Origin of the sequence: Brenneria izbisi, assembly GCF_025840185.1 — a bacterium.
Classification (GTDB): Bacteria; Pseudomonadota; Gammaproteobacteria; order Enterobacterales; family Enterobacteriaceae; genus Brenneria; species Brenneria izbisi.
This window is the reverse complement of the sequence record NZ_JAMPJU010000017.1, coordinates 1-12,195: the sequence shown is the minus strand read 5'-3', so window position 1 is coordinate 12,195 and position 12,195 is coordinate 1. Positions and strand designations below refer to the sequence as shown.

The window sequence follows — 12,195 nt, the reverse complement described above, 5'->3', positions numbered from 1 at the left end:
CATTAGCATTATTAACATTACATTAACCACCAAACTATGTCATCTCAGCCGAAAAAATCGGGCCTCAGCCTGCCTCTGACTCTTACCATGTCCGTGGCAACCGGCCTCGCCGTTGCCAGTAATTACTATGCTCAACCACTGCTGGAAACCATCGCAAGAGCATTTGAACTCTCCGTCAATCAGGCGGGTTTTATCGTTACCGCCGCTCAGCTAGGATACGCCGTGGGTTTAATGTTTCTGGTTCCTCTCGGAGACATGTTTGAACGGCGGACTCTGATTGTCAGTATGACGCTGCTCGCCGCTGGCGGCATGCTGATTACCGCCTCCGCCAGCACGCTTTGGCTGATGATCACCGGCACCGCGTTAACCGGGCTATTCTCTGTCGTCGCGCAAATTCTGGTGCCGCTCGCCGCCACGCTAGCAACGCCAGAAACCAGAGGCAAGGTGGTCGGCACCATCATGAGCGGCCTGCTGCTGGGTATCCTGCTGGCTCGAACCGTCGCCGGGGCGCTGGCCTCATTGGGCGACTGGCACACCGTCTACTGGGTCGCCAGTACATTGATGACCATCATGGCGTTGATACTCTGGCGGGCGTTACCGCGCGTCCCGCAAGAGAACAAGCTGAATTATCCGCAACTCTTAGCCTCGATATTCCGGTTGTTCGCCACGTCGTCACTGCTCCGTACCCGTGCATTGCTGGGTTGTTTTTCTTTTGCCAACTTCAGCATCTTGTGGACATCCATGGCTTTTCTGCTGGCCTCCCCACCCTATCATTATTCCGAAGGGAAGATTGGGCTGTTCGGTCTGGTCGGCGCCGCTGGCGCATTGGCAGCATCACGTGCGGGACGTCTGGCCGATCAGGGGAAAGCCCGACAAACCACGTTCGCCGGTCTGCTACTATTATTACTGTCATGGCTGTTTGTCGCGTTTGGTGCTCAATCAGTCATCGCGCTCTTAATCGGCATCATCGCATTGGATCTTGCCGTTCAAGGCGTTCATGTCACCAACCAGAGCGTGATCTATCGCATGATGCCGGAAGCACGTAACCGCCTGACAGCCGGGTACATGACCAGCTATTTTATCGGCGGCGCGCTGGGATCGATGATTTCCGCCTCAGCCTATCAGCACTGGGGGTGGCTGGGCGTATGTGCGGCAGGCTGTGTGACCAGTCTGTTGAATCTGCTGGTCTGGTGGCGAGGTAACCATGATGAACACCCGATCACCGCTGCGCCTTCAGGTCGGTAAACACGTATATTAAAGCGTCGGCAAAGCGCGAGTTCCCGATAATGCGCTGATCCAATTATCAGTCTGTTGGGTTTTGAAATAGCCGACCAATGTACCAATATTGATGACATTACAGGGGATTGATCCGTTTCCTGGATGCCTTTTTCTTACTTTCTGACACAGAATTAAACGCGCTTTCTCGTTTACCCATTTAGTAACATTAGTTACTATACGGACCGTGATTAATGAGGTTTATATAAAATGGATAGTTCCTTCACTCCCATCGAACAAATGCTAAGCCTGCGAGCTTCACGTAAACCCGACTTCCCCCACCAGGAAGTCCTGTTGTTGCGTCTGTGTATGCACATGCAGAGCAAAATCCTGGAGCACAGAAACAGAATGCTTAAAGAGCAAGGGATTAATGAAACCTTGTTTATGGCATTAATTACGCTGCAATCCCAGGAATCTTACAGTATCCAACCCTCCGAACTTAGTGCCGCGCTGGGCTCATCGCGCACCAATGCCACGCGCATCGCTGACGATCTGGAGAAAAAAGGCTGGATAGAGAGACGTGAAAGCCATAACGACCGTCGTTGTCTGCATTTGCATATGACGGAAGCCGGTAAAGCGTTCCTTGAGCAGTTGCTGCCTCCACAACATAAAAGTCTCCATTTTCTCTGGTCGGCGCTCAGTGGTGACGAACAAAAACAGTTGGAAGTGCTGATGCGCAAACTCCTGACCAGACTGGATGAAATGGATGAAATAAAAAAATATAACTAACTAATTTTAATAAAGATATCACGTCTTCATCGTATCTGATACTTCCGATGACAGTTTCATCGGGCGGTCATATTTTCCGCCGAAAAGATCGATTTGCATTTCCTTAGCTCAGGTTGCGGTCGGTTAACGTAACCGCTGATTTTGTTACCAGCGCATCATCGTGACGCGATGTGAAATTTCAACCATGACAAGGCGATTGCCAGAGGCGGCAACCGCGATACCCGGCAAAAAAGAAATCAAGAGAGAACCCCCATGAGTGAAAACGTGGAAAATCAGACGCCTCAACAACCTGCGGGGAAAAGCAGGAAAAAACAGCGTAAATGGATAATGACTCTGCTGGCCTTTATCTTTATTGTGCTTGGCGCGGTTTGGTTTATTTACTGGTTTCTGGTTCTCAGACATCATCAAAGCACGGACGATGCCTATGTTGCCGGTAATCAGGTTCAGGTGATGGCGCAGGTGAGCGGCAGCGTCACCCGCGTGAATGTCGATAATACCGATTTTGTTAAACAAGGCGACGTCCTGGTCGAACTGGATCCGACGGATGCGCAACAGGCGTTTGAACGCGCGGAAACCTCGCTCGCCAGCAGCGTGCGTCAAACACGCCAGTTAATCATTAACAGCAAGCAGTATCAGGCCAATATCGAGTTGCGCCAGACTGAACTGAACAAAGCGCAAAGCGACTTAACTCGCCGGGAGGCCCTGGGCAACGCCAACGCCATTGGTCGTGAAGAAGTCCAGCATGCCCGTGATGCCGTCGCCAGCGCCAAAGCATCGCTGGAAGTGGCCAAACAGCAATATCTCGCGAATCAGGCTATGGTGAGGGATACTCCGCTGGAACAGCAGCCCACAGTGCAACAAGCCGCCGCTACAATGCGTGATGCCTGGCTGACCTTGCAGCGGACCAAAATCGTCAGCCCGGTTAACGGCTACGTTTCACGCCGTAGCGTTCAGGTAGGCGCCCGCATTTCTCCCACTTCCGCATTGATGGCCGTGGTCCCAGCCGATCATCTGTGGGTTGATGCCAACTTTAAGGAAACCCAACTCGCCAATATGCGTATCGGCCAGCCGGCCACCGTTATCGCCGATATCTATGGCGACGATGTGGTTTATCAGGGCAAGGTGGTTGGCCTGGATATGGGAACCGGCAGCGCGTTCTCGTTACTGCCCGCACAAAACGCCACCGGCAACTGGATCAAGGTTGTCCAGCGTCTGCCGGTACGTATTGAGTTGGAACCGCAACAAATCGCGACACACCCGCTGCGTATCGGTTTATCAACGTTGGTTAATGTCGATACCGCGAATACCGACGGTAAAGCGTTAGCCGAAACGCCACGCGGCGCGCCAGCCTATTTCAGTGATGCCTTGTCGCTGGATCTCACGCCGGTCAACCAAATGATTCGCAGCATCATCCAGGCCAACGCGGGTTAATCCGTCAGGAGAGCAACGTGCCGAGAGAGCCACTTAAAGGTGCGAGTCTGGCCTGGATGACCATCGCCTTATCACTGGCGACGTTCATGCAGGTGTTGGACTCCACTATCGCCAACGTCGCCATTCCGACTATTGCCGGTAATCTGGGGGCATCTAACTCGCAGGGTACGTGGGTGATCACCTCGTTCGGAGTCGCCAACGCAATCTCCATCCCGATTACAGGCTGGCTGGCCAAACGGTTCGGTGAGGTTCGCCTGTTTCTTTGGTCTACCATCCTGTTTGCGCTAACTTCCTGGCTGTGTGGCCTATCCAACAGTCTGGGAATGTTGATTTTTGCCCGCGTCTTACAGGGGATTGCCGCCGGGCCGCTTATCCCGCTGTCACAAAGTTTGTTGCTCAACAATTACCCGCCAGCCAAACGCAGCATTGCGCTGGCGCTCTGGTCTATGACGGTGGTGGTGGCGCCGATCTGCGGTCCGATTCTGGGTGGCTGGATCAGTGATAACTATCATTGGGGCTGGATCTTCTTCATCAACGTACCGCTGGGGGGCGCGGTTGTCCTGCTCACCTTGCAAACCTTGCGCGGGCGGGAAACCAAAACCGAAATCAGACCCATTGATACAATTGGACTGGCGCTGCTGATTGTCGGTATCGGCAGCTTGCAGATGCTGCTCGACAGAGGCAAAGAACTCGACTGGTTCAACTCCAGCGAAATCATTATCCTACTGGTGGTCGCCGTTATCTCGCTGGCCTTTCTGATCGTCTGGGAGCTAACGGACGATCACCCGGTCGTGGATTTGTCGCTGTTCAAATCGCGTAATTTCACTATCGGCTGTTTGTGTATCAGTCTGGCCTACATGTTCTATTTCGGCGCGATTGTGTTGCTGCCGCAATTACTGCAAGAGGTCTACGGCTATACCGCAACCTGGGCTGGTCTGGCATCCGCCCCGGTGGGATTGATGCCGGTGGTGCTGTCGCCGCTCATTGGCCGCTTCGCGCCGCATCTGGACATGCGCAAGCTGGTCAGCTTCAGTTTTATCGTGTATGCCGTCTGTTTTTACTGGCGCGCTTACACCTTTGAGCCGGGTATGGATTTTGGCGCATCGGCGTGGCCGCAGTTCGTACAGGGGATTGCCGTGGCTTGTTTCTTCATGCCGCTGACCACCATCACGTTGTCGGGATTGCCGCCGGAACGACTGGCCGCAGCTTCCAGCCTGTCCAACTTTGCCCGAACGCTGGCCGGATCGATCGGTACGTCCATCACCACGACCTTATGGACGCAACGTGAATCCTTGCACCACGCGCATCTGACGGAATCGGTCACGCCTTACAATCCGCTGGCGCAAGAAACCTATCAGCAGTTGCAGGCGATGGGGATGAGCCAATCCCAGGCTTCCGCCTATATCGCACAGGAAATTACCGCACAAGGGCTGATTATTTCCGCTAATGAAATCTTCTGGGCCGCCGCCGGCATATTTCTGATATTGGTGGTCCTGGTGTGGTTCGCCCGTCCGCCCTTTAACTCCGCCAGCGGCGGCGGTGCGCACTGATCGGCTTATGCTCGCCAGTCGGTCGTCCGCTGATTAAAAATGTATTCCACTGTCCACTGTGCAGGATCAGAAAGAGGCATCCGGGAATGCCTCTAACGTTTGTACATCAGGCTTGATTCTGCCGCCACCACTCAGCAAGCAGAATGCCTGTGGCCACAGAAATGTTCAGACTTTCCACCTTACCGGTGCCGCCGATCGAAACGTTGACGTCGCCTTGTTGCCACGCGCTGTCAGACAAGCCATCACTTTCCTGTCCCAGCACGATCACCGTTTTAGCCGGGAACGTGGTTTTCGACAGTGCCGCACCTTTATGGCTGGAGGTGGTCACAATGGTGTAACCCGCCTGGCGGAATTCGCCTAATACCGACAGAAAATCATCCGCATTGATGGCTTTCACATGCTCAGCACCGCCTTCCGCGGTACGCACCGCCGCCCCTGACTCCAGTTGCGCCGCATCCTGCATCAACACGCCTTTCACGCCAAAATGCGCGCAACTGCGCATGATCCCGCCGAGGTTATGCGGATTACCGACATCTTCCAGCGCCAACACGCAATCACTCTCGCCAGCCGTTTGCAGATACTCACGGACATCCATCCCCTGGCGTTTCTTAATCAGAAAACAAACGCCGCCGTGATGTTCCGTACCAGACGCTTTGATGAGTTCTTCATCTTCAACCACGTGATAGGCTTTACGATTTGCCGCCATCCAGCGCAAGGCCTCACGGAAACGTGGCGTCACTTCTTGCAGGAACCACGCGCGGACAATCGCCTCTGGACGGCTCTTGAACAACGCGTGACAGGCGTTCTCACCGTAAACACGCGTCTCTTCCTGACGCTGGCGGCGAATTTGCGCGGGATCAATCTGGCTTTTACCGCTGATGCCGCCGTGATCGGGTTCAGAGGCTTCGCCAGGAGCGCGAGAAACCGTTTTCCAAGGGGAATCATGGGCGACATCTTCGTTGTGCGGGCGACGAGGAACCTCGCCAGCACGATCATTACGCGCTTTGCCCCAGGGACTTTTTTCACGCGCGTCGCCATCACGCGACGGGTTTTCACGAGCATAACGTGGGTTGGTATCACGCGGATGCGGAGGTTTTACACGATTATCGCGTGAACCACTCACTGCGCCTCGACCACCACGGTTCTCACTACGGCGATCTTTACTTTCAGGACGCTTGTTTTTGTTATCTTTCTCGCCCTCATCCTCGCTACGGACGTACATCACTCGGACTTTGCCGCTCTTACTATTGAATGAATCGCTCATCGTTCTCTCCACCTACGCGCTGGGCGCGAAGATTACCTCATGTACACCCGCTTAGCTACCAACTTGTCATTACGCTGGCTAAAAGTCCGTAGCTATTGTAGCTATTGAGTAAACCACATTGTTGACAATCCCGCGGCCCACCATACTTAACGCACGGTTGTTGACCTTTTATTACGGCATTGCAATCCGTTTACTCAACAACATCCTTATTTTAGCCCCTTTCCATTTGAGGCCCTATTTATGAATACGGTATGCGGCTCTTGCCACACAACCAATCGTCTGCCGGCAGAACGTCTTGACGACCACGCAAAATGCGGACGCTGCGGCGATCCGTTGTTCACCGGCGACGTGGTGAATGCGACAGAAGAGACGCTGGACAAGCTGTTACAGGACGATTTACCGATCGTTGTCGACTTCTGGGCGCCCTGGTGCGGACCTTGCATCAACTTTGCCCCCGTGTTTGAAAGTGTCGCACAAGAGCGCAGCGAAAAAATACGCTTTATTAAAGTGAATACCGAATCGGAACCGCAACTCAGCGCCCGCTTTCGCATTCGCAGCATCCCAACGCTGATGCTGTTCAAACAAGGTCAACTGGTGGATATGCTCAATGGCGCGCTGCCGAAAGCCGCTTTTGAAGCCTGGCTGGATGAATCGCTGTAAAAAATCACGTTAATCCGGGGCATTATCGCCCCGGCTCTTTTGGTCGGATGCGCAGTCGATTAGAATAACGAACTTCTAAATCTGTTTTGCCCATGAAGGCCGAATTTTGACCGGCTCCCGGCAACACTCAACCGTGTCGAATACGTGATGACCAATAACGCCGTGCTCCAACTGCGCCAGCAACGTCTTGAGCAGTCAACCAAACCATTTCGCGCCCGTGGTTGCCGCGTGGTGCGCTGCCAACACTGCCTGCTGCCGGTTAAGGCCTGCCTGTGTCACACCATTCGGTCATTTGACTCACGCAGTCGTTTTTGTCTGGTGATGTTTGATACCGAACCGCTTAAGCCAAGCAATACCGGACGATTAATCGCCGATATTTTACCGGACACGCAAGCCTTTCTCTGGTCACGCACGTCACCGGCCCCACAACTGTTGCAAGTGTTGAACGCCCCGGATTATCAGCCTTATCTGGTCTTTCTGGCCGATGAAGCCGAAAGCGGACGTCAGGTGTTGCGCCAGTTACCTCCTCAGGGGAAACCGCCGTTGTTTGTGCTGCTGGACGGCACCTGGCCGGAAGCTCGCAAAATGTTCCGCAAAAGCCCGTATCTGGATGCTTTGCCTATTCTGTCGCTGAATGTGGATGCGCTATCCCGCTACCAGTTACGTGAGGCCAGTGGCGCCGGACAGCATTGTACCGCCGAAATTGCGATCGCCTTACTCACACAGGCTGGGGATCATATGGCCGCGAACGGTCTGTCCACTCACTTTGACCGTTTTAGAAAACATTATCTGGCCGGGAAGTCGCATCATACCTTACGGGAAACTTTACCCACCGTCACAGCATAATCGCCAGAAAACGTTTAGTATCAAATAGTCTTATCCAACAGGAGTGACTTATGAGCCAACGTGGATTGGAAGCATTATTGCGTCCGCGATCGATAGCTGTTTTAGGGGCATCGGAAAAAGCGGGACGGGCAGGTTTTCTGATGATGCGGAACCTGCTTGATGGTAGCTTCAGCGGTCCGGTGCTCCCTGTCACGCCGAAATATCGCGCCGTCTGCGGTGTTCTGGCTTATCCGAATGTCGCCAGCCTGCCAATGAAACCCGATTTGGCTGTGCTCTGCACTAACGCCAGCCGCAACCTGACGTTGCTGGAAGAACTGGGACAATGCGGCTGTAAAACCGTCATTATTCTTTCGGCCCAGCCGTCGCAATTCAGCGATTTGAAAGCCTGCGCGGTTCGCTACCACATGCGTTTATTAGGTCCGAACAGTCTGGGTCTGCTCGCACCTTGGCAAGGGTTTAACGCCAGCTTTTCCCCTGTTCCGATCATGAAAGGCAAACTGGCTTTTATTTCCCAATCCGCCGCAGTATCCAATACGATCCTGGACTGGGCGCAACAACGAGGGATTGGCTTTTCCTACTTTATCGCGCTGGGCGACAGCCTGGATATTGATGTCGATGACGTGCTCGATTTTCTGGCGCGTGATGGCAAAACCAGCGCCATTCTGCTGCATCTCGAACATATCAGCGATGCTCGCCGTTTTCTTTCCGCGGCGCGCGGCGCATCAAGAAACAAGCCGATTCTGGTGATAAAAAGCGGGCGCAGCCAGCAGGCGCAACGGCTACTGAACAGCCAGCGCCACGGTTTGGATGCCGCCTACGATGCGGCCATTCAACGTGCCGGTTTGTTGCGGGTACGTGATACCCATGAACTATTTTCAGCGGTGGAAACCCTGAGCCACTTGCGCCCATTACGCGGCGAACGACTCATCATCGTCAGCAACGGAGCGTCACCCGCGGCACAGGCGCTGGATCAGTTGCTCAGCCGACAAGGAAAACTTGCGACACTCAGCGAATCAACGCAAAAACTGTTGCGGGAAAAATTACCTGCGCATGTCGCCATCGGCAATCCGCTCGACCTGCGTGATGGCGCTACGGCAGCACATTATCAGGATGCGCTATCGATACTGCTCGATAGCGATGATGCCGATGCATTGCTGATTATTCATGCGCCCAGCGCGGCGGCGCCAGGCACCGAAAACGCGGAACAATTGATCAACCTGTTTCAACACCATCCGCGCGGCAAACGCATTACGCTGCTGACGAACTGGTGCGGTGAATATTCTTCTCTGGAAGCCAGGCGTTTGTTCAACGACGCGGGTATTCCCACCTACCGCACGCCCGAAGGCGCTGTCACCGCGTTTATGCATATTGTCGAGTATCGGCGTAACCAAAAACAACTGATGGAAACGCCAGCGCTGCCGCTGGATCTGGCCATCAATACCAGCCAGGCGCATGAACTGATCCGTCAGGCGCTGTCAGATGGCGTTACTCAGTTGGATACCCATGAAGTTCAGCCCATCCTGCAAGCCTACGGTTTGCATACCTTGCCAACCTGGATTGCCAATGACAGCGTAGAAGCAGTGCATATCGCGGAACAAATCGGTTATCCGGTCGCCATCAAGCTACGTTCCCCCGATATCTCTCATAAGTCGGAAGTTCAGGGCGTGATGCTCTACCTGCAAACCGCCGGAGACGTTCAACAAGCGGCGGATGCCATCCTCGATCGTGTCAAGCGAACTTATCCTCAGGCAAGAATCCACGGCCTGCTGGTTCAGGGGATGGCAAACCGCGCCGGCGCTCAGGAATTGCGTATCGCCGTCGAACAGGATCCGGTATTTGGACCGCTGATTATGTTGGGAGAAGGCGGCGTCGAATGGCGTGAAAAACAGGCTGCCGTTGCCCTGCCGCCACTCAATATGACGCTGGCGCGTTATCTGGTGCTACAGGCCGTCAAAGGCGATAAAATTCGTGCCAGCAGTGCGCTACAGCCGTTGGATATTCCGGCCCTCAGCCGTTTGCTGGTACAGGTTTCCAACCTGATCCTTGATTGCCCGGAAATCTCCCGGTTGGATATCCATCCGCTGCTGGCTTCAGGAAGTGAATTCACCTTATTGGATGTCACGCTGCACCTGTCGCCTTTTAGCGGCGATCCCCAGTCAAGGTTGGCGATCCGGCCCTATCCGCAGGAATGGGAAGAGACGGTGACACTCAAAGATAATACTGCTTGTCTGTTCCGTCCCATCCTTCCTGAAGATGAACCGCTGCTGAGTAAATTCATTGCAAAAGTGACGAAAGAAGACCTCTATTACCGTTATTTCAGCGAAATTAATGAATTTAATCATGAAGATTTAGCCAATATGACCCAGATTGACTACGATCGCGAGATGGCGTTTGTCGCCATACGCCAGACCGTGGCAGGGCCGGAGATAATCGGTGTGACACGTGCGATTTCAGACCCCGACAATACTGACGCTGAATTCGCCGTTTTGGTACGCTCGGATTTGAAAGGACTGGGGTTGGGCAGACGATTGCTGGAAAAGCTTATCCGGTATGCTCAGGCTCACGGATTGGGACGGCTGAATGGTATCACTATGCCTTACAACCAAGGTATGATCGCGCTGGCAAAGAAACTGGGGTTTAGCATCAATGTTCAACTGGAAGAAGGCATTGTGGCGCTGGAATTGCCGTTGAAAAATTAATCATACTTCATGATATCGCTCCCGCTGTCAGGATATGTTCTACCACTCAATGGTAAAACTTGCTCACAACAGCTGGGAAGTAATGGTATTATCGCCCGATTCGGCTATTCCTTAACTTTTGATAATGGCCTCAGGGCCATACACTGATGAGAGAAGAAACGCACTGTGATGTTGTCAAAATTTAAACGCAATAAATACCAACAACACCTTGCACAATTGCCCAAAATCCCTCAGACAGCAGATGATGTTCAGACTCTTCACACACCTGAACTTTTTCGCACAACGCTGATAGAGGCTATTCTGAGAGCCAGAAAACGCATTTATCTGGTGGCGCTGTATCTTGAGCGTGATGATGCTGGCATGGGTATTTTGTCTGCGTTATATGAGGCGAAACGGCAGTGTCCCGAACTTGATATCCGCATTCTGGTTGACTGGCATCGTGCCCAACGTGGGCGGATTGGGGCAGCGGCAGAAAATACCAACGCTGACTGGTATTGCGATATGGCGCATAAATATGCGGAGATCCAGTTTCCTATCTATGGCGTACCGGTCAACACCCGCGAAGCATTGGGTGTGCTGCATCTGAAAGGTTTCATCATTGATGACACCGTCATCTATAGCGGCGCCAGCCTGAACGATGTCTACCTGCATCAGCATGACAAGTATCGTTATGATCGCTATCAGATAATTCGTAACTCGATACTGGCTGATACCATGGCGCAATATATTCACAAGATCCTGGCGGCACCGGCAATCCAACGATTGGATCACATCGATCGCCCCAAGAGCCTGGAAATTAAAAACGAAACCAAACAGTTTCGTCAGGCGTTACGCACAACAGGCTATAATATCCCCGAGTGTAATATCGCTGATGGTGAACTGACTGTCACGCCGCTGGTTGGTTTGGGCAAACAGAGCCCGCTGAACAAAACCATTCACCATTTGATGTACTGTACAGACAGCCATCTGGTGATGTGTACTCCGTATTTTAATCTCCCTGCTCTACTGGTGCGGAATATTATCCGCCTACTGCGGCAAGGTAAGAAAGTTGAAATCATTATTGGCGATAAGACGGCTAATGATTTTTATATCCCGGAAAATCAACCGTTTAAAATTATTGGTGCCTTGCCTTATCTTTATGAAATCAACCTGCGCCGTTTCCTGAGCAGGCTACAGCGCTATATTGATGCTCAGCAACTTGTCGTAAGATTATGGAAAGATGGCGATAATAGCTTCCACCTGAAAGGCATGTGGATAGATGATAAATGGCAGTTGCTGACAGGTAATAACCTCAATCCTCGTGCCTGGCGTCTGGATCTGGAAAACGCGATATTGATTCACGATCCCAAACAGGTTCTGTTAGCACAGCGCCTGGAAGAACTGGACAAAATCAGAGTTCATACTCAGGTTGTCACAAGTTATATGGAACTGGAAAGCATTGCGCAATATCCGGTAAAAGTCCGTAAACTCATTCGACGCTTGCGCCGCATTCGCATAGACAGGTTAATTAGCCGTATTCTCTGATATTGCTGCGATATTAATATAATAGAAAGCCCCGGCGTTGAATCACAACGCCGGGGCTTTCTATTTTAATCAGTAGACATTGAAAATAAGATAAACAAAAGGCCATCCAGTAAAAGGATGGCCTTTTGTTTTTATTGAAACCTGGCAGTTCCCTACTCTCACATGGGGAGACCCCACACTACCATCGGCGCTACGGCGTTTCACTGCTGAGTTCGGC

At 52.7% G+C, this 12,195-nt stretch carries 9 protein-coding genes and 1 rRNA gene; 8 read left to right on the top strand and 2 right to left on the bottom strand.

Translation table 11 applies throughout. The features are described 5' to 3' along the window. Window positions 1–36: 36 nt before the first annotated feature. The 4 genes from NC856_RS16310 to emrB all read left to right on the top strand — a co-directional run bounded on the left by NC856_RS16310 (window position 37) and on the right by emrB (window position 4,985). Window positions 37–1,245 (top strand): MFS transporter, encoded by a 1,209-nt coding sequence (locus tag NC856_RS16310; RefSeq protein ID WP_264091507.1) that lies wholly within the window; start codon window positions 37–39, stop codon window positions 1,243–1,245. Between the two features lie 240 nt (window positions 1,246–1,485). Continuing rightward, entirely contained in the window at window positions 1,486–2,004 is a 519-nt protein-coding gene (gene mprA, locus NC856_RS16305; protein WP_264091506.1) for a transcriptional repressor MprA, read from the top strand. 252 nt (window positions 2,005–2,256) lie between these two features. Continuing rightward, a complete protein-coding gene (emrA, locus tag NC856_RS16300) occupies window positions 2,257–3,435 on the top strand; it encodes a multidrug efflux MFS transporter periplasmic adaptor subunit EmrA (RefSeq protein WP_264091505.1) in 1,179 nt (392 codons plus the stop codon). A gap of 17 nt (window positions 3,436–3,452) precedes the next feature. Next, on the top strand, window positions 3,453–4,985 hold the full coding sequence (gene emrB / locus NC856_RS16295) for a multidrug efflux MFS transporter permease subunit EmrB (RefSeq protein WP_264091504.1): 1,533 nt from the start codon (window positions 3,453–3,455) through the stop codon (window positions 4,983–4,985). A gap of 106 nt (window positions 4,986–5,091) precedes the next feature. Here emrB and NC856_RS16290 read toward each other — a convergent pair whose 3' ends face one another. Beyond that, complete coding sequence (locus NC856_RS16290; protein ID WP_264091503.1) at window positions 5,092–6,249, bottom strand: tRNA/rRNA methyltransferase; 1,158 nt, start codon at window positions 6,247–6,249, stop codon at window positions 5,092–5,094. Between the two features lie 240 nt (window positions 6,250–6,489). Here NC856_RS16290 and trxC point away from each other — a divergent pair, with 240 nt between their 5' ends. The 4 genes from trxC to pssA all read left to right on the top strand — a co-directional run bounded on the left by trxC (window position 6,490) and on the right by pssA (window position 11,978). Then, entirely contained in the window at window positions 6,490–6,909 is a 420-nt protein-coding gene (trxC, locus tag NC856_RS16285) for a thioredoxin TrxC (protein WP_264091502.1), read from the top strand. 147 nt (window positions 6,910–7,056) lie between these two features. After that, entirely contained in the window at window positions 7,057–7,755 is a 699-nt protein-coding gene (locus NC856_RS16280; protein WP_264091501.1) for a tRNA-uridine aminocarboxypropyltransferase, read from the top strand. Between the two features lie 50 nt (window positions 7,756–7,805). Beyond that, a complete protein-coding gene (locus NC856_RS16275; protein ID WP_264091500.1) occupies window positions 7,806–10,454 on the top strand; it encodes a bifunctional acetate--CoA ligase family protein/GNAT family N-acetyltransferase in 2,649 nt (882 codons plus the stop codon). A 168-nt stretch (window positions 10,455–10,622) separates the two neighbouring features. Further along, complete coding sequence (gene pssA / locus NC856_RS16270; RefSeq protein ID WP_264091499.1) at window positions 10,623–11,978, top strand: CDP-diacylglycerol--serine O-phosphatidyltransferase; 1,356 nt, start codon at window positions 10,623–10,625, stop codon at window positions 11,976–11,978. Between the two features lie 139 nt (window positions 11,979–12,117). Here pssA and rrf read toward each other — a convergent pair. Beyond that, window positions 12,118–12,195 (bottom strand): 5S ribosomal RNA (rrf, locus tag NC856_RS17890); the annotation flags it as partial.

What these genes read in the sequence shown, in the direction of transcription:
- NC856_RS16310 (WP_264091507.1), top strand. Translation starts at nt 37, where the DNA reads ATGTCATCTCAGCCGAAAAAATCGGGCCTCAGCCTGCCTCTGACTCTT.
- mprA (WP_264091506.1), top strand. Translation starts at nt 1,486, where the DNA reads ATGGATAGTTCCTTCACTCCCATCGAACAAATGCTAAGCCTGCGAGCT.
- emrA (WP_264091505.1), top strand. Translation starts at nt 2,257, where the DNA reads ATGAGTGAAAACGTGGAAAATCAGACGCCTCAACAACCTGCGGGGAAA.
- NC856_RS16290 (WP_264091503.1), bottom strand. Translation starts at nt 6,249, where the DNA reads ATGAGCGATTCATTCAATAGTAAGAGCGGCAAAGTCCGAGTGATGTAC.
- trxC (WP_264091502.1), top strand. Translation starts at nt 6,490, where the DNA reads ATGAATACGGTATGCGGCTCTTGCCACACAACCAATCGTCTGCCGGCA.
- NC856_RS16280 (WP_264091501.1), top strand. Translation starts at nt 7,057, where the DNA reads ATGACCAATAACGCCGTGCTCCAACTGCGCCAGCAACGTCTTGAGCAG.
- NC856_RS16275 (WP_264091500.1), top strand. Translation starts at nt 7,806, where the DNA reads ATGAGCCAACGTGGATTGGAAGCATTATTGCGTCCGCGATCGATAGCT.
- pssA (WP_264091499.1), top strand. Translation starts at nt 10,623, where the DNA reads ATGTTGTCAAAATTTAAACGCAATAAATACCAACAACACCTTGCACAA.